The 23,470-nt window shown below is 38.5% G+C and carries 19 protein-coding genes; 8 read left to right on the top strand and 11 right to left on the bottom strand.

Features of this window, described 5'->3' with window-relative positions; genetic code table 11:
- Window positions 1–88 precede the first annotated feature (88 nt).
- Window positions 89–1,519 (bottom strand): CCA tRNA nucleotidyltransferase, encoded by a 1,431-nt coding sequence (locus HXT51_RS04470; RefSeq protein WP_103084400.1) that lies wholly within the window; start codon window positions 1,517–1,519, stop codon window positions 89–91.
- A gap of 88 nt (window positions 1,520–1,607) precedes the next feature.
- Here HXT51_RS04470 and HXT51_RS04475 point away from each other — a divergent pair, with 88 nt between their 5' ends.
- From HXT51_RS04475 to trxB, 5 genes are all read left to right on the top strand, one after another.
- Window positions 1,608–2,384: an NUDIX hydrolase gene (locus HXT51_RS04475; protein WP_180978579.1), complete on the top strand. Its 777-nt coding sequence runs from the start codon at window positions 1,608–1,610 to the stop codon at window positions 2,382–2,384.
- On the top strand, window positions 2,368–5,223 hold the full coding sequence (locus HXT51_RS04480) for a DUF6049 family protein (protein WP_421776264.1): 2,856 nt from the start codon (window positions 2,368–2,370) through the stop codon (window positions 5,221–5,223). Before HXT51_RS04475 ends, HXT51_RS04480 begins: the two co-directional genes overlap by 17 nt.
- Window positions 5,220–7,034 carry a murein biosynthesis integral membrane protein MurJ gene (gene murJ / locus HXT51_RS04485; RefSeq protein WP_421776265.1) on the top strand — a complete coding sequence of 605 codons (1,815 nt, stop codon included), beginning with the start codon at window positions 5,220–5,222 and terminating at the stop codon, window positions 7,032–7,034. The genes HXT51_RS04480 and murJ overlap by 4 nt, the downstream gene beginning before the upstream one ends.
- Before the next feature lie 159 nt (window positions 7,035–7,193).
- Window positions 7,194–9,923, top strand: a complete 2,730-nt coding sequence (locus HXT51_RS04490) for a kinase (RefSeq protein ID WP_421776266.1) — start codon at window positions 7,194–7,196, stop codon at window positions 9,921–9,923.
- Window positions 9,924–10,058: 135 nt separating this feature from the next.
- Window positions 10,059–11,003 (top strand): thioredoxin-disulfide reductase, encoded by a 945-nt coding sequence (trxB, locus tag HXT51_RS04495; protein WP_103084597.1) that lies wholly within the window; start codon window positions 10,059–10,061, stop codon window positions 11,001–11,003.
- Between the two features lie 173 nt (window positions 11,004–11,176).
- Here trxB and HXT51_RS04500 read toward each other — a convergent pair whose 3' ends face one another.
- The 4 genes from HXT51_RS04500 to HXT51_RS04515 all read right to left on the bottom strand — a co-directional run bounded on the left by HXT51_RS04500 (window position 11,177) and on the right by HXT51_RS04515 (window position 15,438).
- Window positions 11,177–11,386, bottom strand: coding sequence for a hypothetical protein (locus tag HXT51_RS04500; RefSeq protein WP_421776267.1), 210 nt, complete (start codon window positions 11,384–11,386; stop codon window positions 11,177–11,179).
- A gap of 222 nt (window positions 11,387–11,608) precedes the next feature.
- On the bottom strand, window positions 11,609–13,078 hold the full coding sequence (locus HXT51_RS04505; protein WP_421776268.1) for a ParB/RepB/Spo0J family partition protein: 1,470 nt from the start codon (window positions 13,076–13,078) through the stop codon (window positions 11,609–11,611).
- Complete coding sequence (locus HXT51_RS04510) at window positions 13,075–14,031, bottom strand: ParA family protein (RefSeq protein ID WP_421776269.1); 957 nt, start codon at window positions 14,029–14,031, stop codon at window positions 13,075–13,077. The genes HXT51_RS04505 and HXT51_RS04510 overlap by 4 nt, the downstream gene beginning before the upstream one ends.
- A gap of 240 nt (window positions 14,032–14,271) precedes the next feature.
- Window positions 14,272–15,438 (bottom strand): proline-rich domain-containing protein, encoded by a 1,167-nt coding sequence (locus HXT51_RS04515; protein ID WP_421776270.1) that lies wholly within the window; start codon window positions 15,436–15,438, stop codon window positions 14,272–14,274.
- A gap of 411 nt (window positions 15,439–15,849) precedes the next feature.
- Between HXT51_RS04515 and HXT51_RS04520 the strand changes: the two genes are divergently transcribed.
- Window positions 15,850–16,191 (top strand): type II toxin-antitoxin system RelE/ParE family toxin, encoded by a 342-nt coding sequence (locus HXT51_RS04520; RefSeq protein WP_421776271.1) that lies wholly within the window; start codon window positions 15,850–15,852, stop codon window positions 16,189–16,191.
- Window positions 16,191–16,541, top strand: a complete 351-nt coding sequence (locus HXT51_RS04525; RefSeq protein WP_415692583.1) for a helix-turn-helix domain-containing protein — start codon at window positions 16,191–16,193, stop codon at window positions 16,539–16,541. Before HXT51_RS04520 ends, HXT51_RS04525 begins: the two co-directional genes overlap by 1 nt.
- A gap of 581 nt (window positions 16,542–17,122) precedes the next feature.
- Here HXT51_RS04525 and rsmG read toward each other — a convergent pair.
- From rsmG to rpmH, 6 genes are all read right to left on the bottom strand, one after another.
- Complete coding sequence (gene rsmG / locus HXT51_RS04530; protein ID WP_421776272.1) at window positions 17,123–17,944, bottom strand: 16S rRNA (guanine(527)-N(7))-methyltransferase RsmG; 822 nt, start codon at window positions 17,942–17,944, stop codon at window positions 17,123–17,125.
- A gap of 126 nt (window positions 17,945–18,070) precedes the next feature.
- Window positions 18,071–18,622: a protein jag gene (locus tag HXT51_RS04535; protein WP_103084393.1), complete on the bottom strand. Its 552-nt coding sequence runs from the start codon at window positions 18,620–18,622 to the stop codon at window positions 18,071–18,073.
- Window positions 18,623–18,846: 224 nt separating this feature from the next.
- Window positions 18,847–19,854, bottom strand: a complete 1,008-nt coding sequence (yidC, locus tag HXT51_RS04540) for a membrane protein insertase YidC (protein ID WP_415692578.1) — start codon at window positions 19,852–19,854, stop codon at window positions 18,847–18,849.
- The gene (yidD, locus tag HXT51_RS04545) at window positions 19,854–20,141 is read right to left on the bottom strand and encodes a membrane protein insertion efficiency factor YidD (protein ID WP_180978577.1); all 288 of its coding nucleotides are present in this window, start codon (window positions 20,139–20,141) and stop codon (window positions 19,854–19,856) included. The genes yidC and yidD overlap by 1 nt, the downstream gene beginning before the upstream one ends.
- Window positions 20,142–20,312: 171 nt before the next feature.
- Entirely contained in the window at window positions 20,313–20,804 is a 492-nt protein-coding gene (rnpA, locus tag HXT51_RS04550) for a ribonuclease P protein component (protein WP_421776273.1), read from the bottom strand.
- 21 nt (window positions 20,805–20,825) lie between these two features.
- Window positions 20,826–20,960 carry a 50S ribosomal protein L34 gene (rpmH, locus tag HXT51_RS04555; protein ID WP_004106067.1) on the bottom strand — a complete coding sequence of 45 codons (135 nt, stop codon included), beginning with the start codon at window positions 20,958–20,960 and terminating at the stop codon, window positions 20,826–20,828.
- 431 nt (window positions 20,961–21,391) lie between these two features.
- Between rpmH and dnaA the strand changes: the two genes are divergently transcribed.
- A complete protein-coding gene (gene dnaA, locus HXT51_RS04560) occupies window positions 21,392–23,281 on the top strand; it encodes a chromosomal replication initiator protein DnaA (protein ID WP_421776274.1) in 1,890 nt (629 codons plus the stop codon).
- Window positions 23,282–23,470 lie beyond the last annotated feature (189 nt).

The following is a 23,470-nucleotide window of genomic DNA, read 5'->3' on the forward strand; positions in this document are numbered from 1 at the left end:
AGCAACACTGCATAGGAAAATTATAAAATTCTGTTCCTCACGAGAGCGTAACGTCTGTCCTCACGGCATAGCCGTTCGGCTGAGATTACTACTTACCTAAATACTCGTCGTTGTACCATCGTAACAATTCTTGAACAGCAACATCATGTTCAACAGGACCATTATCTAAACGGTAATTAAGCATATGCTTATAAGCGGATCCAACCACAGGCCCCGGATTTACGTTAAGCAAAGTCATGATTTCATTGCCATCTAAATCTGGACGAATAGAGTTTAAATCTTCTTGAGCTTTTAGTTGTCGCACGCGATCTTCCATCTCATCCATGGCATGCTCAAACATCAAAGACTTACGACGATTCTGAGTAGTAGCATCCGCTCTAGTTAAACGATTTAATCGTTCATATAAATGGCCGGAATCTTTAACGTATCTTCTTACGGCAGAATCAGTCCAAGGCTCATCAACATAACCGTGGAATCGCAAATGAAGATTCACTAGCTCGCTTACATCTTCAATAAGATGATGATCGCAATGCAAGGCTTTCAAACGCTTGGCTGTCATTTTTGCGCCGACTACATCATGATGGTGGAAGCTTACTTTCCCTCCGTCTTCAAACTTGCGTGTACGCGGCTTGCCAATATCGTGCATAAGCGCTGCTAAACGTAGTGTTAAATCTGGTCGAGGAACAGCTCCGTCTTCATCAGTTTCCAACGCAATAGCGCGTTCGAGAACCATCATCGTATGTTCGAAAACATCTTTATGCCTATGATGTTCGTCTATTTCTAAACGCAAAGCTGGAATTTCTGGCAAAACATATTCTGCAAGACCTGAATCGACAAAAGCTTCTATGCCTTTACGAGGACGATCCGATAGTAGCATTTTAGTTAACTCATCGCGAATACGTTCAGCTGAAACAATATTTAAACGGCTGCCCATTTCAAGAATAGCTTCAGCGGTACTAGCTTCAATCGTAAAACCAAGTTGAGCGACGAATCTTACAGCGCGCATCATTCTTAGTGGATCGTCGTCAAACGATTGACGAGGGTCTACAGGAGTTCTTAATACACCTTTAGCTAAATCGTTTGCTCCACCAAATGGATCTATAAATTCCATATCTGGTACACGCAAAGCCATTGCGTTAACAGTAAAATCTCGCCTAGAAAGATCCCCTTCTAAAGTATCTCCATAGTGAACTTCCGGTTTACGTGAATCCTCATCGTAAACATCTGAACGATATGTTGTAATTTCTACTTTTACTTCTGTACCATCTTTACGTCGTCTAACAGCACCTAAAGTGCCAAATTTTCGCCCCATATCCCAAAAGCCATCGTGACCCCAAGATCTGAGAATAGGCTCAAATTCCTCTGGTTTAGCAGAAGTACAAAAATCAAGATCATGCGACACTCTGTGAAGAAGCATGTCTCTGACAGGCCCACCTACTAATGCAAGCTCATAATTATGTTCGGCAAATAAACGTCCTAATTCTATGGCTTCAGGCCAAACTTCAAAGTTTCCAGACACGCTTAGCGACACCCTTTCAGCATTCAAACAAACTACATTCCAGCATACCGTTACCCCAATGCACAGCGGATTGAGTATGGTTGAGAGTATGGTTACTCCCGCAGATTTGAAACGCATGCTCGCCAAGAGCGCGGGTAACCATGCTCAAAAACCTAAAAAACAGTCTGTAACACCTCTGGATGTAGCGAAATCGCTATACTTGCAACAGCAGAAAATTATAGATGAAGACTCGTCTATTTTCATTGATATACCAGTATTTTCAGCAGGTGAAGACATAGAAGAAAATGTGATTCGAGTTGAAGAATCTTTGCTGCGTGAAGAAATTTCTTTCACTCCTTCTCCAGCATTGATGCCTCAAAGAAGAAGCTCGGAAATACCAAAAACTTTTGCTTCTTTAGACTCACAAGAATTGCCAATTGTGAGAGAATATTCAGCCGGAGGTCTTGTTTTTGACTCACTCGGGCGTGTCGCGATTATTGCACGACATTCCAGAAGCGGACACCTAGAATGGTGTCTTCCAAAAGGTCATATAGAGAAGGGCGAAACACCTCAACAAACAGCTGTTCGTGAAATACGCGAGGAAACAGGTATATTAGGCGAGATTGTTGATTCAATAGCCACTATTGATTATTGGTTTACTGGCACAAGTCAGAGAGTACATAAATTAGTGCATCATTTTGCTTTGCGATATTTAAGTGGGGAAATATCTGTACTTGGCGATCCGGATCATGAAGCTGAAGAAGCTCGTTGGGTTGATTTTTCCGAGCTTAATAATATTCTTAGTTATCCAAACGAACGCAAAATAGCGTGGCTTTATGCTAGAAAGTCGAATAGGCGGTCTAACAGATATGAAAATTGCGAATAAACAATCAACATCACTCATCAAACGATTGGGCGATATTGCTTGCGCTATTATATTGTGCCTCGCTTTATGCGTAGTTAGCATAGCAGATTGCCAACTTTTCAATCATGCTTTTAATCCGAATCGTAATGCTATAGCTGCTGAATCAAATAGTAGTAGTAATGGCAATGACGCTAACAGTAATACAAGCAATAATGGCAGCGGAAGCGATAGCAAAGTCAGCGATAGCACCAAAGATAGTACAAACAATAGTGCCAGCGATAGCACAAACAAAAACGACAATAACAGCTCTAATAACAGAGCTAACAACAGCAAAAAATCGAATATTAACTCTTTTAGAGCCAAACACAAAACAAATACCTTTAAACGCACAAATCTGCTAAGTAAAGGTCTTTCTTTAAAAATTCTCCAAGCAACACCTGTAGTTACTGAAACAAGCGGATACCACTTATCTGTGTCTCTTTATACTGCTAAAAATCAGACTCTTCCTAAGGGAACAGTAAATGTGTTCGTGAACCCATATCACACTTTTGCGTCTCGAACTGATATGCAAAAGTGGTCAGAAGGCCAATCTCGAATACCAACTATGCAGCTTTTAGGAACAGCATCTGTAAAAACTATGGCAGCTAATAGCTCGAGAACTATTAACGTTGACGTAAAATCAGACTCCGCTAATATTAAGGCGATACGCCATTGGGGACCAAAGCCGCTATTAATTACATATACTTCTGAAGATGGAAAGCACTATATTTCACTTACATCTTTCTTAACTAGATCAAACGATGGCTTACCAAATCCTAATACTCCGCCTATCGATATAACAGCTGTTATGCCAATTCTTGCAAATCCTCGCAAGTGGAAAGTAACTATTCCAGCACATAAATTAGAAGAAAACGTTGGAAATAGTCAAACTGAAAATAAAAATAAAGATACTAAAGATAACAAAGATACTAAAGATAACAAATCTAGCGATAACTCTAAAGAAAAAACTAAAGAAAAAGAAGATAGTTCAAAAGATAGCTCTGCAAATCATTCTGTATTCAACTTCCCTAGCGAAATAAAAGCAACACTTTCACTAGATCAAAGCGAAGATAAGCGAATTATTAAACAGGTAAATCTTGCGGTAAAACATAATAAATTACAGACGATAGCAGATCCTGAAACGCTAAAAATATCAAAGATCCTCTATACGCCAAACTTATTTATGCAGAAAGATGGATTTGATATAAGCTCTTACGCAGAAGATAATTATCCAAGCCTATATAAATCTGCTGGAATCGCGCCAGAAAAATGGTCAGCTAAAGAATCTTGCAAAATAGCTGGATCGCTACAAGATTCGCAAAAGAAATCTCATAACGAAATAAATTGCAAGGATCTCAAAACACCTGTTATCGCTTGGCAAACAAGTGGACAATGGACTCTTAACGCTTTAACGCAAGCTAAAATTAACGGATACAATACTGTTATTTCCACAAATGGATTTGACCCTAATGCAAATCGTTTTGCTATAAACACTGGCGTATACAAAATCCCAACTAACGCTGGAGAAATTAAGGTTCTTTCTTCACAAGAAGTTTTAACGCGATTAGCGAACGGTAAAGCAACAAACGAATTATCAACAGCTGAATCCACAGAAGCAGGACGAATTATTAGATTAGTTGCACAAAGCGCGTTTTATCAGATGGAACAGCCTTACGCATCTCGTCACTTACTAGTCACTTTTGATTCTGAAACTAGCAGCGATACGGTTGATGCCGTAATGAAAGCTCTAGAAAAATCTCCGTGGATTAATCTTCAGGATTTTGAATCTCTTACTTCATCTGAGCCATTTGAAAATAACGTTTTACGAAAGCTAGTTCCAGATAATAGTGGACTAAACTCTGAGGATACGCAATTAAGAAATAATAAGCTGCAGCAATTAACTAAAAATAGAGAAAAATTACTGAACTTTAATAACAATATTCTTGACGATAAAAAAATCAATAAAGAAAAAAGCGACGCTGGAGACGCCCAGGCTTTAGCAAAACAGCACGCAAAAATGGGTAATCTTAATAAAGCAATAAACTCAAAGACTTGGGGAAATCAACTTATTAATGCTTTTGACGAAATGGCATTAATAGAAATACTTTCTTATAGCGGAAAATCGCATTTTTCTGATAATCAATCAAAAGAAAATAAGAATAATTCTGTACGAAAAGAATCTAAGCTTCCTGATAAAACCACAGAGAATAGCATTAGCGAAAACAACGAAGATAGTAAAAACAGCAAAAACGGCGAAAACAGCGAAAACGCAAATGCTAAAGATGCCAACAAAAACACTGATAAAAGTACAGACAAAGCAAACAAAAACCAAACAGATAAAGAAAAGTCGAAACAAAACGACAACAGCAATCAAAACAAATTTACAACACGAACTCTTGTTAACAGCCTTGTATCAGGAATTCGTATTATTCCGCCTAAAAATATAACGGTCGTTAGCGAAACAGCATCTTTGCCTGTTGTTGTCAGCAACTCTCATCCTTATCCTATAAAAGTTTATGTAGCTGCTACAACGCAATCCATGGAAATTGTTTTAGCCAGAAAAACACTTGTTAGCGTGCCAGCCAATAGCGAAACTCAAGTAACTTTGCCTGTTCGAGTTACTACATCAACGCAAACTAAAGCGACATTAAGCTTAGAAGATAGACAACACGATACTTTTTCACAATCGCAATTCACCACTATTACAGGGACTCTACAGATTAGCGATAAAAGCGGTACGATTATTATAATGTTTGCTTTCGCTCTTGGAATATGGGGGCTTTGGAGGCAATTCCACCGTAAGAAGGATCCAAACGAATGAGCTCAGTAGGTCGAAATTCAGTTATTATGGCCAGTGGCACCGCAGCCTCGCGAGTTACGGGCCAAATTCGCACAATCTTACTTGCTGCAGCTTTAGGAACAACTGGCCTAGCAGCCAATGCTTATCAAGCCGGATCTATGATTCCGCAGCTTATTTACACTCTTGTTTCTGGAGGAATCTTCAACGCCGTTCTCGTACCTCAAATCGTACGAACTTTAGAGAAAAAAGATGCCAAAGATCGCCTTAACAAACTTATTACTTTCGCCATTATTCTTTTATTGTCTGTGACGATTATTATGGGCATTTCCACACCTGTGTTAACTTGGCTTTACGCGGGTGGCAGTCCAGAAATGCTTGCCTTAACTAATGCTTTTACTTTGTGGTGTATACCACAAATATTCTTCTATGGCTTATACACAGTTTTAGGGCAGATTTTAGCAGCTAAAGGCAAATTTGCCATGTACGCTTGGAGCTCTGTAGCCGCAAATGTAGTAAGCTGCATTGGCTTTGCAACTTTTATTATCTTGTTTGGCAGAGCTACTACAAAACCTTTAAGTTTTTGGAACGGCGGCAGTATTTTACTAACAGCAGGATTTTGGACTTTAGGCGTTGCAGTACAAGCTTTACTACTTTTCATACCTTTAACAAAAGTAGGTATTGTTTACAAGCCTAGCTGGGGAATCAAAGGTATCGGATTGCGTTCTATGGGTCCTGTTGCTGCTTGGAGCGCAGGAATTGTTCTTATAACTCAGCTATCAGTTATGGCCACTACGCATATAATCACAAGCGCGCCTTTTGCTGCAAAAACTAGATTTGGGATTGATCAATTTTACGTAGCCAGTAATGCTACTTATCAAAATGCATACACTATATACATCCTCCCGTATTCGCTTATAGCGGTATCAGTAGCTACAGCAATATTCCCTAAGATTTCACGCTCAATCGCAGAGCATAATATAGCTTTAGCAAGAAAAGATTTGAGTGAATCTTTAAGACATGTAAGTCTTCTTATGTGCTTCTTCTTGATTGCTTTCGTAACTATGCCACTACCTCTTTCTTTAGCATTGTTGCCGTCTATAAATATTAATGAAGCGCATCTTATGGCACCTCCGCTAATGTTATTAGCTTTTAGTTTGCCTTTCGCGAGCGCATATCTAATTATTCAACGTACTTTCTACGCTTTTGAAGATGGAAAACGACCGTTTATTTTTGCTCTTGCTGGCGTAATAGTTGAGCTTCTGATACTTGTCGCATGCATACAGATATTCCCACCTATGAAATGGGTGGAAGTTTTAAGTTCGTCAGTTACGATTGAATTTCTTATTACATTCCCAGCACTTATATGGGTGCTTAGGAAACGTTTTAACAACGATTTAGATGATTCAAGACTGCTTACTGCACATATTAAAATCGCGATTGCTACTGTTGTTTCTATTGCCTTTACGATGCTAGTAAGAAAACCTGTTATGCAGGCAATTAACATTGAATCTTCTCAGCTTCATGGAGCTTTAAGATGGATTCACGCGATTCTTATATGCTTTATTTTAACTATTGCAATTCTTATCTCTTACATTGGCGCTTTAATTGTTTTGAAGACTGAAGAGCTTACTGCAATATATAACTCTTTCATGCATAAAATATCTTCTAAAATTCCAGCTCTAGCTTCATTTGGATTTGTTAAGAAGAGCATTGAAAGAAATGAGAACTTTAATACGAATAAGGATGTTGAAACAAATAAAAACGTTGAAACAAAAGACAATAGCGATACGCCTCGTAAGCCGAGAATAATAAGATCCCATAGCTCAAAATAACTTAGATAATTTTAGAATTGGCAAAAAATGTAATAAACACGCCACTAATAATATATTTGTTACAAAATCCACAAAAAGTATGATGCACTTATGGCACGTCGCCACTAGAATATTGATATCGGCATATGTATTTTTTAAAACTAGGAAGATGAGCAATAGATGAAACCTTGTTTAGGAGATGTAGTTCTAAACCGTTACGCACTGATTTCTCCATTGCGTAATGACGAGGAACTTCAGGTTTGGCAGACAAGCGACAATATTTTAGCTCGCGATTGCCAGCTTTTCATCGTAAGAGACTCAAGATTCCTGCCTGAAATTAACACTATTTCTTCAACTCTTGCGCTTGCTCGAAGCAGTAAATTCACTCAGGTTTTACAACTTCAACATATTGACGATGTTGCGATTATTATTACAGCTTTAGATTCTGGATTAAGCATAAGCGACTATCTTTCAGATAATTTCAAACAAAAGAAAAAAGTCCAATTAAATCCTTTGAGCTACGAAGCTATACGCACTATAGTTTCAGAAACCGCAAGCATTGTAAGCAAAATGATCGCTAATGGCATAACACATCATGCTATTTCTACTGACACAGTGAGGCTCACAGCACGCGGAATTGAGCTAGCAGATACTCCTGTTAGCCCTATGATTAAAGATGTAACTTTGCTACAAAATAAATCTGATTCTGCGGATGATAACAAGTCAAACAGCGCGGAAAATATACAAACTCCATCTCCTGAGTTTTATGAACAAGTTGCAACACGTCAATTAGCAGCACTTCTTTATGCACTTCTTACACGCACAAAGTCACAAAATTTGCAAGATTTTTCCATGTCTCGCCTTCCTGAAAACATACCTTCCGAGTTTCGTATGATTTGCAAGCGAGGATTAGCGAAAGTTAATAATCAGAACAACAGCCAAGCGGATTCAAAAGTTATCCCAATGGCCTCAATAGCTGAACTTTCTGCATTACTTGGCACATATACTCAGCTTCGCAATTTAAGCGCTCAAGACATTTTGTTACCAAGATTAGAAGGCGAAGCTTCAATTAATTCCGTACAACTAAAGCCAAGTGACGAAAAAACTATTCTGCCTTTCCCTGAAGGTCTTTCACAAAACGAATATGAACTTGATTCAGCATTAGAGCAAGCTGAAAATTCTGGATTGCTAAATGAAAATTTTGCAATTGAATCAATCGGATCTTATGAAAACGCTAAAGATATTCCTTCTATGCTTGTTAATTCAAATGATTCAGATAATAAATCTGACAGTAGCTCAAGCAAAGGGAATGCTGGAAAATCCTCATCGAAAAAAGGGTTCCTGGGCGTAAGTATTGCTAATGGTGTTAATAGCGCAGCTTCTTCAGTTACATCCGCAAAAGCTTCAGAAATAGAATCTGCTGCATCTGCATCTAACGCTGCCTCATCTATACACTCTGCTGCTGTATCCGCAGCTGGAACAGGTCTTAGAAAAGCAGGAAAAACTATTGGAACTTTATTCAGACGTAATTCTCATAAAAAGTCTGAAAAATCTTCTGATAATTTTGAAACACAAAATTCTTATGAAGTTGGAGTTGATACTACAAGCACTGGCAGTTTTGACGTAGATTTCCACGATATTGCAGCTGCAGAAATGGCTAGTATTTTGGCTCCTACAGAGTTAGATGCGGATGATTCCTTATTCCCTCTTTCTGAGCAAAGAACTCAAATTATAAAGGAAGATTACCGTAAATTAGCCAAGAAATCTTCTGAGACTGTTGATGATGAAAGTTCTGATTCTAACGCAGGTAATTCTTATAACGTCGAAAATCCTATAAATAAGAATTCAAATAATGGGGTCGATGAAAATAATTCTAACGATTCTAACTATTCTAATGATGCAAGTGCGTCTAGTGATTCAGGCAATTCAGGCAATTCAACTGAAGGCAACGAAAATACAGATTTAGATCATATTTCAACAGTTGCTTCTAATGTTTTTGATTTTTCAGATTTGCTCACTGAAAACGCTCACCATACAGAACCTTTATCACGCGTAAATGCGCTTATTGGCGAAGAAACTGAACTGACAGGCAGAGTTCCTGTGGTCGACAATCAAAGTCATTTTATAGCTCCTGGAGAAGAGTCAGCTAGAGCTTTGCGAGAAGAATCTCTTGAAGATACGGATACGGATTTGCACACTGTCTCCTCGTTCTCATCCTTGCCTCCAAGCTTTGAGCCTCGCGAGCATACTGCAAGCTTAAACAAACAGAATCAACTTCGTAAAAACGCGAACGATATTGCTGACGCTAAGATTTTTGGTGGCTTATCTACTAAAGTCATAGCAATTGGCGCAATGGTTATAATTCTTGTTGCTGGCTCATTCTTAGCTTTACATGGATTATTAAACCATGGAGATTCTTCGTCTTCTTTCATGGACGCGAATCCTTGGGATAGTAAAAACATTAACAGCGTGCCTTTTGGCAGTCGCGGCATTTTGCCTGAAGAAAAAGCTAAAGGTCGTAAGGTTCCTGAAGGCCGCAAATACGCTAAAGCTGTACCAGCTCCTGCAATTCCTGTTAACAAAACGGCGTATGAAGTAGATATTCGTCAATTCTTAAACAGGCCTTCTAATATGGACGGCTACGGATATTACATGCATTTAACTCAGCCTCAACTGGCATATAAATTCGTTATTTCAATACGTTCTTCCGGAGGACGCGGATATCTCTTTGCTAATACTAAAGACGACCCAAATAGCGGTGATAAATTAGCAGAGTTCACTTTTGATGAAAGTGGTAAGACTGAAGTCAAGTTTACGCATCCTGTTAAGGCTCAGGACTTCTTGTTGTGGGTTCCTAGGGAAAGTATGCCAAATAATAGTTTGTATATTAATTATGCAAAGATTTACTAATAATGATTGATAATGCTTCATGAGGCTTTATAAGGCTTCATCTAAATGAAGATCTTAAACGAAAATCTTAAACGAAGCATTCAAACGAAGTATTTAAACAAAGCTCAGGCGCGTTTTAAAGATATGAGGGGATTTATGACAGATAAACCACGCAAGGCAATTATTATTGGTTCAGGTCCAGCCGGATATACTGCTGCAATTTATTTAGGGCGAGCAGGATACAATCCGCTAGTTATCGCAGGAGCGCTTACTCCAGGTGGACAATTAGTGAATACTACTGAAGTAGAAAATTATCCTGGATTCCCTGATGGAATTTTAGGGCCGGATCTTATGGACGCTATGCAAAAGCAGGCAGAAAAATTCGGCGCAGAAATCGTTTATGACGATGTTAAGGATGTTGATTTTAATAAGCCTATAAAAAGCGTTACAACCGGAGACGGAATGTTGTATGAAGCTCAGGCTGTAATCGTTTCTACAGGCTCACAGGTACGCAAATTGGGCGTGCCAGGAGAGCAGCAATACTCTGGCCGAGGGGTTTCTTACTGTGCTACATGCGATGGATTCTTCTTCCGTGGGAAACCGATTGTTGTTATTGGAGGCGGAGACAGCGCTTTTGAAGAAGCACAATTCCTCACTCGTTTTGGATCTTCCGTCACTATTATTCATCGCCGTAATGAATTCCGCGCATCTAAGATTATGGTTGATAGAGCTAAGGAAAACGAAAAAATTAATTTCGTTTTAGATAGCGTCGTTGAGTCTGTAAACGGCTCGGATACGGAAGCCAAATCTGTTACCGTACGCAATGTGAAAACTAACGAAGTTAGTGAAATCGAAGCTGAAGGAATATTCGTTGCAATTGGCCATACTCCTTCTACTGAGTTTTTGCATGGATCTTTAGAGCTTAATTCAGATGGGACTATTGCCGTGCAAGGCACGTCTACTAAAACATCAATTCCTGGAGTTTTTGCCGCTGGAGATGTTGTAGATAGCGTATATCGTCAAGCTATTTCTGCAGCTGGGATGGGATGCCATGCAGCTCTTGATGCGCAGTCTTATTTAACAGAACTTGAGGAAAAATAATCTAAAAGGCTATTTTCTTAAGGACTAATCTAGTTAACTCAAGTTGGCTATAGTTAATTCGAGTTAACTAGACTTACTTAGAATTACTCGGAGCTATTTAGAAGAGGAATTACGACATTTTAGTCGCGATTCCTTTTTTAAAAGCCTATGACTATTTTTACAAAATTCCTTATCTAGTGTTGCTGCGAATCGACCGAGCTTAAAGCGTAGCGCGCGGTAAGATCCATTCTATTGTTGCTGAGTTGCGAATCGACCGAGCTTAAAGCAGCATAGTGCGCTTTAAGCTCCTTCGATGAGTGAGCTGGCACAGAGTGGAAGTCCAGTGGACTTCCGCCGCCAGCGAAGTGTTGAGCTGTTACTGCATGCGCGATGAAAAGTGGCACTAAAGATCTCTCTCATCGCAAAATTTTTACATTGCTCTAAGAGAAACTTCGACAGCTCTTGGCATGTTTAGTCTTTTAATCTTTGGTTAATCACCGAGATTTTTCGATTTTTCTTGCTCTCTCGGCGAGTCACCATCTAGCGACGCTGAGGCTCGCCTCTTTCGCTGCGAAAAATCTCAAATCTCTGCCTAACTAGTAGCAAAACAAATTTTGTAAATCAAACTACTTATTTTCTTGATTCAGCATCAGCATATCTACTATTCGCTGCATATCCTCAGGAGACGAGAACACGATTTCAATATGGCCGTGTTTAGGTGTTCCTTTGATTGAAACCTTAGTAGAAAAATGCTCTTCTAACTGATGGCGTATAGGAGATGAAGCCCACCTATCGTTCCGCTGCCTACGAGTAGGAGCAGATCTACGACCTGTTTCTACGCCTTTAAGAGACACGATTTCTTCAGTAGTTCTTACTGATAGCCCTTCGTTGATAATTCTTTGCGCTACTGCTTCCATTTCTTCAGCATTTTCCAAGCCTAGCAACGCTCGAGCGTGACCAGATGAAAGCAATCCTGAAGCAACTTGTTTTTGTACCGATAGAGGTAGATTAAGAAGTCGCAAAGTATTTGCAATTTGCGGTCTAGATTTAGATACAGACTGAGAAAGTTGAATCTGAGTTAATCCAAATTCATCAATCATTTGCGCATACGCTGCTGCTTCTTCTAGCGGATTCAAAGCAACTCTGTGTAAGTTTTCAAGTAATGCATCGCGCAACATGTGCTCATCGGACGTTGTTCTAACTATTGCAGGAACTACATCTAAACCTGCAAGTTGCGAAGCTCTCCAGCGTCGTTCACCCATTATTAATTCATAATGAGCAGAGCTGTTATTTTGCAGAGTACTTTCGGAATTATTTTTATCGATTTTACGAACAACGATTGGCTGAAGAACTCCAACTTCTTTAATAGAAGCAGCAAGTTCCCTAAGTTCTTCTTCGTCAAAAATTAATCGCGGTTGTTGAGCATTTGGAACTATATCCGAAGGCTTAACATACTCTAAATATCCACCTTCAACAGGCTTTAATCCTTGATTTTCTGCGGTTTCTGTATTATTTTTATCTTCTACAGAACCATTGTTATTATTGCTCGTTTCATGTGAAACACTCTTATTTTTATCACTTACAAATGTTCTTTCAGCAGAATCACCGAAGAAGAAATCAATAGGTCTTGTCACATCTTCTAAAGAAGGCATTGCAGATCTTTTATTATTCTTACCAGTTTTGAAACTTTTATTGTCATAAGATTTTGTTTCATGTGAAACTGTATTGTTGTTCTGAAGTTCATTATTATGTGGAGCAATAGCATGCGTAATACTAGGCACTTTAGTTTCATGTGAAACACTAGACCTGGAAAAATGATTTACGCTTTTATCTTCATCTTGAGTATTTTCCTGCTTCTCTGCATTTTTATTTTCAGAATTGTACTCGTCTTTATTTTCGTGCTCGCGACTATTTCCATCGCCATTATTTATTTCAGCAGATTTTGCAACAGATAACGATGAATTGCCATTTGTTTCACGAGAAACATTTTGATTATCTTCTTGAGGTTCTTGAGGAGATACTAATTCTTCTTCACCTGGCAATGCTGGGAACAATGCGCCTAAGCCTTTACCTAAACGAGACTTCATTCCACTCATCGTTTGTTATTCTCCTCTTCTTTTGCAGCGATGACTGATAATACTGTTTCAGAACGACGCGCTATTTCTAATGCAGCCTCACGATATGAAACTGCACCTGTTCCACGTGAATCATATGTAATAACACTTTGTGCAAAACTTGGCGCTTCAGATATTTTTACAGTTCTCGGAATTGTTGTATTAAGAACAATATTTGGATAGTGATTTTTAACTTCTTGATAAACTTCACGGCCTAAAAGTGTACGCTTATCGAACATTGTTACAAGCATAGTTGAAACTACAAGAATAGGATTGTAATGTTTTTGCACTAATCCAATCGTGCGAATTAATTGACCTAATCCTTCCAAAGCATAATATTCAGCTTGAATTGGAATCAACATTTCTTGAGCAGCACACATAGCATTTATAACAAGCAATCCGAGAGACGGAGGGCAATCTATAAATACGTAATCGTAATGCTCTTCGCTATTATTCAAGAATTCATTCACAGCATTTTTAAGCAAATTATTGCGATCATCCATATCTGCAAGTTCTAATTCAGCACCGCTTAAATCAATTGAAGCTGGAACTACATCTACACCCTGAATATCTGGGCAAGTCTGCTTAACTTCACTTATTGTTTTACGGCCTTCAATAACATCGTATACAGATAAATCCCCTGAAAGATGAGATATGTTGAATGCTGTAGACGCATTACCTTGAGGATCCATATCAATTACGAGTACACGTAATCCTCCGATTGCCATTGCTGCAGCAAGATTAACAGTAGAACTTGTTTTGCCAACTCCACCTTTTTGATTAGCTACTGCAATAAAACGTGTTCGCGCAGGATGCGGATATTCGACTCCTTCAAGTGCATGATATCGTGAAGCCACATCAGCTAATTCACTGCCGAGAGAAGATCCAGAATCTCCAAAAATACGTTTAATAGTTTCTTCTGCAGACTCTACCACTCCGTATCACCCCCACCCTCTTTTTTACAAGCACGTAGTGTCAAGTTTCTATTCTTCTATGGACATAAAACACATAAAAACTTCTTAGTTTCATGTGAAACATTTCAAATATGCATGCCTCTTACTAACTAAGCACTGAGATTTCATTACGCATAATTTCTTTATTAAAAAGTGGTATGTGCCCATTGGGGACACATACCACTGGTGTATTCTTTATAAATGCTTGCTATAAGCAAACTTTTATAAATGCATCATCTCACGTTCTGGATTAAGGAACTTCGTGAACTTTACAGACTTTAACAGCAAAGCTACAAGATACGGCAAAATCACCAACATAGAAATTGCAGCAATAAAGAACGATAACGAATGTGATAATAATCTAGATGTTAATGATGAATCGTAATAATAAAAGCCATTAATATAACAACAAATACCATCTGCAATATAGAAAATTATAACTGACAGGAAATTAACGAGCATATATTTTAAATCGTTTTCAGGCTTATATTTGGTTATAGCCCATTGCAATATTTCTACAAAAACAAGAAAAATAAGAATACAAAAATAATACATTAATAATTCAATAACAAAATAATACTCCATACCCCTGTTTTTAACATAATAATCAAGGCAATAACATATTAGTGCAATAATCATAATGCTTAAAACAAATATGCCACTGACAGCAGTAAAGAATTTTTTACGTAAGACTTGAGCAAAACTAAGTATTATTGCAAATGGGAATATATATCCTGCCTTAATTATGGTTGCAGGAAAAGTGTTGTATTGATCATCATATTTAAAAACACTTTTAATCATTCGCGATATATTAAAAGAGAAATGAAAGCCATACCTAATAATAAAACTAGTAATAACAAATGCAAAAATCGATGATATAACAACAGCTATAATCGCAGAAAGAATTTCTTTATTATTCCACTTAATACAAAGCTTACGCCTCTCTGTTTCAATATCAGAAGGATCCAACATATAATCCTCATAACCAGCTCTAGTAGCAAAAGGTGCACCGCCATACGGAGGACGACCATACGTACGACCAATAGGAGGCTGAGCAAACTGCTGATTGACAGGCTGACCAAACGACTGACGACCAAACTGTGGCTGATTCATACGCGGCTGGCCAAACTGCGGCTGACTCATCTGCGGCTGGCCAAACTGCGGCTGACTCATCTGCGGCTGGGCATGCCTACCATATGACTGACCCATTTGCGGTTGAACTGGCTGACCGTATGGATACTGCTGACCAGAAAACTGCTGCTGAGAAGATTGATTCATAACATACTGATTCCCAGCAGAAGCACCACTACTGGAAGTATCATTACCAGCAACACCATTCATCTGATTTTTGCTCCGATAATCATCAATACCATTGTTGGCATCACTCATAGCAAACCTCCAAATCTAACACTCACTGTTAAAAATCTCTCTAATAAAACAGTCAGACGATAAAACAATCCAACAAAACTGTCAGCTTATTATACCTCCATCAACAAATCAGCCGAACAGCTATGCTGTGAAGATCAGCACTAAGGCAGGTCGTCGCGCTGCGTTAGTGTCTCATTTTGCTTGTTTTGGGACACTGGTGCAGTATGCGTTCTGCGTTAGTGTATCATTTTTGCTTATTTTGGGACACTGGTGCAGTATGCGTTCTGCGTTAGTGTATCATTTTTGCTTATTTTGGGACACTGGTGCAGATTGGTTTCTGCGTTATGGTCTATGGTTAGCGGTTTTGACAAGACGCGCATATACTATTATGCTATATATAACATAAAACAGGGGGTTGGGGAATTGTTTGATGTGATTTTTTACAGTGACGAGGATGGTGATAAGCCAGTACGTGAGTTTATTAAAAGTTTAGACGTTAAGTTGCGAGCGAAGGTGGTTTCTGATTTGCATCGTTTGGAGATGTTAGGAAGTGATGCAAGAGAGCCGCTTAGCAAGTATGTTGGCAATCATATTTTTGAACTTCGCACTATTTTAGGTAACAACATAGTGCGTATTTTATACTTTTTTGACGCTAATAAAATTATTGTTGCCACCAACGGATTTGTTAAAAAGCAGCAGAAAACTCCGCGTAGTGAAATATTGGTAGCTATGCAGAGAAGAGCTGAATATTTTAATAGAAAGATAGGCTTGTGATGAAAAGTCAAGAGTTGAAGGAAACGCAAGTAGTGCATGGAACGTGCGCAGCACAGGGAACACGAATGAATGATTTGCATGAACTCACGGACGAGCTTATTAAGGATCCTGAATTTAAGAAAGAGTATGATGCGCTTCAGCCTGAAAGAGACCTGACTATGTCTCTTGTTATGGCCAGGAAAAAGGCTGGTTTGACTCAGGCTGAGTTGTCGGAGAAGACTGGCATAAGTCAGTCGGATATTAGCAGGTTGGAAAATGGCTCGAGGAATCCGACTATTGCGCTTTTGAATCGTATTGCGAATGCTTTGAATACAACTTGCAGGATTGAGTTTGTTCCAAATACGCGCTGACGACGTGATTTCGCGTTTAGAGCGCAGCATTGTGCGTTTTAAGCTCCATTCTAGTGTTGCTGAGTTGTCGGAGTTTCTCTCATCGCAAGATTTTTACATTGCTCTAAGAGAAACCCCGACAGCTCTTGGCATGTTTAGTCTTTTAATCTTCGGCTAATCACCGAGATTTTTCAATTTTTCTTGCTCTCTCGACGAGTCACCATTCGGGCTGCGAATCGACCGAGCTTAAAGCAGCATAGTGCGCTTTAAGCTCCTTCGATGAGTGAGCTGACACAGAGCGGAAGTCCAGTGGACTCCCGCCGTCAGCGAAGTGTTGAGCTGTTACTGCGTGCGCGATGGAAAGTGGCACTAAAAATCTCGTTCACTGCGAAAAATCTCAAATCTCTGCCTAACTAATATCATTGTGGCTTTAAGCGCTCAAGCAGGTCGTCGCGCTAGCAACCCTTATTCCTCACAGCCACATCCATACCCTCGCTTGCGTTGAAAGCGCACTGTGCTTTCAACTTTGAGCAAGCTCAGTCGATTCAAGCACCAACAAGTAGGAAGGTTCTGTAAATAAATCTATACGTTTATTCACAAAATTATGCTTTCTCAACTAGCACAACAGTTGTTGATTGTAATCCACGTGCAACAGGTGCTTCAACAACCTGAGGATTTACACCGCCTGCTTTGCGAATCATTTTAGAAGCTTTTTCGATCTCGAGTTTAGCGGATTTACCTTTAAGAGCAACCAAACTGCCATGCTTCTCTAAAAGAGGTATTGTCCATCCAGCTAACTTAGTCATAGGCGCTACAGCTCTGCATGTTACTGCAGCAAACGGCTTAATTTCATGCGATTTTACTTTAGCAATTACATCTTCAGAGCGACCGTGGAAAATAGTTACATTATCAAGTTGCATCAAAGAAACACACTCTTGCAACCATGCTACGCGCCTTTCCATTGGCTCGATTAGTGTTATCTGAAAATCAGGCAAGCATGCTGCTAAAACTATGCCGGGAAAACCTCCGCCACTGCCAACATCAGCAATTGTTTTATTTTTACTTTTAGCTGTTACTTTGCGAATAAATGGAACTACGGCTGCAGAATTTAATATATGTCTTTCCCATAAAATACCCATATCGCGCGGGCCAACTAAACCTCGCAATAAACCTTCCTGAGAAAGTTTCACATGAAACAGTCGACATTTGGGAAGAGCTTCGCCAAGAACTTCTGACAATAATGGCGAAGATTCTAACTCGTCTATAACATTTCCATCAATGCTATTTTCCGAGTTGCTTTCTGAATTATCTTCTGAATTGCCTTCCGAATTATTTCTCAAATTGCCTTCCGAATTTTTAGCATTCGCAGAATCCTCAGATTTTGCCGGATCTCCGGAATTTTCTACAAGTGAAATATCTTCCATACTTACACGCACGCAGCCTTAATATTTGCTTTAATATCAACAAAAGTCACATAACAAAACATTTTTTGTTTCATTATGTAACTTTTATATGATTTGTTTTTATGATTTGTTTTATTTCAGAGATTTTTACTCGTCAACGTATACAACTTCATCATCTAAATCATCAGAAGATTCATCTTCAGACAAACTTGCAGGCAAGTAAACTGTCACATAACGATGAGGTTCTTCACCATGAGATCTAGAGCGTAATCCTTCATCTCGAACAGTGTCATGTATAACTTTGCGCTCAAACGAATTCATAGGACGCAAGCTAACAACTTCGCCTGTTTCACGAGCTTCATCAACAGCATCTAAGGCCATATCGCGCAAATGCTGACGCTTACGCTTTAAGAAACCATCAACATCTACAATTAAATGAGAGCGCTCACCTGTTTTCTGCTGAATAGCAAGCCTGCTTAATTGCTGTAATGCGTCAACAACTTCACCATTACGGCCAATTAAATTCTTAATATCCGTATCGTCATCAGCAACAATCTGAATCATTGGTCGATTATTGCGAACGCCCATCTCAATATCACCCTCATAATCAGCAATATCGAGCAAACCCTCCAAATAATCCGCTGCGATATCTGCTTCTTCGTTGAGCTGATCTACGGTTCTATCCTCTTCTTGTACCATGCTTACTCCTTATTGCAAGCGTTGCGCACTTATCTTATAAGTCTAACTAAAATGAAATCACAATGTTACTTAGATTATCACTTACAACAACAGATTATATAAGCAAAAATGTGAACGTTGTAAATAATAATACTTTTATTAAATTATCTTTTTTAAATTATGCATTTTGTATGATGTGCAAGTACAAACTTTAAATACTCACACATCATACTCAAAAACTTAAATTAAGCACGCTTACGCTTACGTTGAGGCTGCTTACGCTGGAAACCTTCAACTTCACGACGTTCGTTGTCCTCACGAGCTTTTTGCAATGCTTCTTCTTCTAATGTAGGCAATCCTTCACGTTCGCGACGTTTAACTTCCTTATCGTGCTCACGCTTTTCCTTTTCTTCAGCAGCCGGAGAACCAGGAGTTGGGAAAGCATAAACCTGCCAAATTGAGCGAAGCATATTCATAATATTGTTTACAAGCCAATATATCAACATTGCAAATGGAAGTGCAAAAGCAGAGAAAACGTAAATCAGAGGGAATCCCCACATCATAAGTTTCTGCATCGTATATTGACTGCCCTGCTTAGCTTCAGGAGGCAAATTTTTACGAATATTATTAAATTGCATGTACCACATTGCAACACACATAAGCACAATAACGCATACGATTACTATTTTTCCTGTTGTACCAACGGTAATAAAAGTGTCGGATAAGCCTACACCAAATACCTTAGTTTTCACAAATTGCTGCGCAACAGAAACATCAAAGGCACCAAGAGAAGCATGCTTTCCACGAGCTATAAATGGAATCACAGAAAGCGTGTACCACACACTCATAAACGCTGGGCCTTGAATCATCATAGGTAAGCAAGATCCTGCAGGATTCGCATTGTTATCCTGATAAAGCTTCATCATTTCGCGCTGCATCGCTTCCTTGCTAGCAGGGTCTTTTTTCCCTTTATATTTCTGTTGAATTTTCTTAATTTTTGGGGAAATAGCCTGCATTTGGCGCATTCCTTTAATGCTTTTAACAAATGCTGGGAAAATGCATGCGTGAACAACTAACAATAAAAAGATTATTGAGAAAACCCATGAAAATCCGATTTCGTTCATTCCTATAAGAACTAAAAACTTATGGAATAACGCCATTATCTGAGTCATAACCCATTCAACTGGCGTAAGGATTTTATAGAACCATCCAAAAAATCCATTATCAAGCACGAATTTATCTTGATTAAACATTATTTTTCCTTGTCTTCTTCAGCCAAGGGAGTTAACCGTGGCTCTTCATGCGCTTTAGACCAAGCAAATCTGTAAAAAATTGAATATTTCCGTGGCACATCGTCAATACTGCAACTCGTCCAAGGTCTACAGCGTAATAATCGCAATAAAGCTAATAATCCACCACGAAATGCTCCATAACGTTCTAATGCTTCAATAGCATACCTGGAACAAGTGGGGTAATAACGGCAACAGGCAGGATTTTTAGAAGATATAACTCGTTGATACCAGCGAATAGACCTAATCATTAGAGAAGACAATGAAAAAGTATGAGAAAAACTATTTTGCATTTTATTCGCATTAAATGCACTGCAAATTGAATTAGATTTATTCGCCATATCTTTTCACCTCTCTCAAAAAATCAGCGTCAATTAATATCTAGTAAACACCTAGCAATTAGAAGATAAAAATCCTTCTGCTTATGAATCTGAATGATTAGCTATGTTAGCTATGTCAGTAAATAACTTTTCAATTTGATGATTCAAAGAAGCAAACGTTGCCGTGGCTGCACTAGGTTTTGCACGCAATACAACATCACAATAACGCGGTAACAATGATTCATATTTTCGTGCGAGTACGCGAAAACGACGTTTTACTAAATTACGAACCACTGCTTTACCAACAGATTTAGATACAGCAAGGCCAAGTCTTTGTGATTTTTCTTGCGATAAATTATCGTTTAAACAATCACATGACTTTTCTTGCTGTATTAAGGTATCAAAAAATTCCGCGGGACTACTATTAAATCCCGTGGTTTCCTGATTAGTACACTCGCTACCTTTTTCGTTAAGTGTGTTATGTACGGCCATATCGTCACGCATAACATAATGCGCGACGATATCCCGCGAACTCACTTTGCGTCGTTTTTTAAGTACCGCGACGAAATCGCGATGGCTTTTCAGCCTTTCCATGCTTTACGACGCTACCCTAACTCAGGCAGACAGCGACTTACGGCCCTTGGCACGACGACGGTTAATCACTGCGCGGCCAGCACGCGTACGCATGCGAACGCGGAAGCCGTGCTTCATGTGACGACGACGGTTATTTGGCTGGAATGTCCTCTTCATAACTAATGCTCCTGTATTCAGCCATGCAAAAGCATGGCCCCGTATGAGTCAAGCTCTACTAAAATACTCTTACCCCTCACCAAAAGGCAAAAACTCAACAAATTATTACACATTTTGTTTATATTATGAACAAAATGCTTGTAATCTGTGAGACTATCTTCAATTAAACAAAATAAATAGTATTTTTGTCAATAAATAACTGAATCTTAATAAACTTGATAAATCAATCCAAAATTTATACAAAAAAATTATCCACAAATTACACACATGTTATTAACAATTAAGCATTTTCAACACGCGAGGCTGTGGATAACTTCTTAGGGTTAGAGTAAACATGTTCTATTGATAATTCTTTTGACGCCTTTTGTGAGTAAATCATATGAGGTAAATTTAGAGTTTATTCTTTTATTACGCGTTTGGATTGGAGTGGTATGTCTGATACTTTCAGCGACCCGGCTACACAGGCCGCCATTGTATGGTCCAATACGCTTAGTGTTTTACAACATAACGCATTGCTAAGTACTCGAGATAAAGGATGGTTTGAGGGAGTTCACCCTGAAGCTATTTATGGAACTACTATTGTTTTATGCGTAAATAGTCCCACAGCGCAGCAGGCTCTTCAAAATGAGTTAAACGAGCCTTTATTAACTGCTTTGAAGATTTGCACTGGAAAAGATATGTTTCCAGCTTTTAAGATTGTAAAATCTAATGAAAATCTTCCGTCTAATAGTCTTAATTCCAATAGTCGTAATTCTAATAATCAAAATACAGGTACTCAGAATTACGCGCAGAATATTCAACATAATGATCAACAGAGCATACAACAATTTGCTCAAAATAATACGAATCAACCTTCACAGCAGGATTCATCTTCGAACAATCAAGATAATAGTCTGTCTGAAAAATCTATTAATGATGATTTAGATAATGGTTCTTACGAAAACTACGAAAATACTTATGAAAATTATGAGAACTCTTACGAAAACTCTAATTTTCAAAGTGATTTTTTGAATGGTAATTCAGATTCTTGGGATAGTTCTAATTTGTGGAATAAAACTGAAGATTATATGTCTAATCCAAGTTTTGCATCCAAAAATAATAATTCTGACGTATCTTTACCACCTATTCAGCCTGATTTTGATGGTCTTACAACCGGTCTAGCAACTATGAAGAACGAAAGTATTGTTAGACATGATCCGGATACCACTGGTAATGGGAAAATCTCTATTTCTGTAAAGAGAGATCCTAAGACTCATCTTAATATTTGTGCTACTTTTGATACTTTTGTTCCGGGTGATTCTAATCGTTTTGCTCGCACTGTTGCTTTAGCTGTTGCTGAGGGTTCAGGAAGAGATTTTAATCCTTTATGTATTTATGGCGGATCTGGTTTAGGTAAAACACATTTGCTTAATGCTATTGGAAATTATGCTTTGGTAAAAGATCCTTCTCTTAAAGTTCGTTATGTGACTAGTGAGGAATTTACTAACGAATTTATTGAAGCTTTGCAGGTGCCTAATCAGAGCCAAAATAAGATTGCTGATTTTAATAAGAGATATCGCGAAGTAGATGTTTTGCTTATTGATGATATTCAATTTTTAGGCGGTAAAGAGGCTACTTTAGAGCAGTTCTTCCATACTTTTAATTCACTTTACCAGTCCAATAAGCGTATTGTTATTGCTTCAGATGTTGCTCCTAAGAATTTAAGAGGATTTGAATCTCGTCTTATTTCTAGGTTTGAATCTGGTTTGACTGTTGATATTAAGCCGCCTAATTTGGAAACCAGAATCGCTATTTTGAGGATGATGGCTTCTATAAGTGCTGTAAAAATTCCTACTGATGTTCTTGATCTTATTGCGGAACGTTTTACGGAAAATATTAGAGAGCTTGAGGGTGCTTTAACTCGTGTAACTGCTGTTGCTTCTTTAAGTAATCAGCCTGTTAGTAGAGTTCTTGCAGAAAAAGCTCTTCAGGATTTCTTTGCTTCTGACATTGAAGTTCGTCCGACGGATATTATTGGCCAAGTTGCTCAATATTTTCATTTAACTTTTGATGAAATTGTTGGACGTACTCGTACTAAGAATGTTGCTTTATCTCGTCAAATTGCCATGTATCTTGCTCGAGAAATGACGAGCATGAGTTTGGTTGATATTGGTGAAGTTTTTGGCGGCAGGGATCACACTACAGTTATGCACGCTTACACGAGAATTAGCGATGAGATGAAGGAAAAGCAGGAAATCTATAACTATGTTATTGAGTTGACTGTTCGCTTGAAGCAGCATAGTAATCCTGAAGAGCAAGAAAAGCCTCAGCAAAATAATTAATTTTATTTCCACAGCGCCTTTTTCTTTTTTATTATTTTTAAAAAACTATTTTTCCACAAGATTATGCGCAATCTGTTAATAAAAAATAAAAAAGTTATCCACATGCTTATTCACAAATGTGGGTAAAACCTGAGCATAACTCGTGGAAAACGCCGCTAAAAAATGTGTATAAGCTGTTAGTAAGCGCCT

The organism is Gardnerella sp. KA00255, assembly GCF_049244095.1.
In the GTDB taxonomy this organism is placed as follows: Bacteria; Actinomycetota; Actinomycetes; order Actinomycetales; family Bifidobacteriaceae; genus Bifidobacterium; species Bifidobacterium vaginale_F.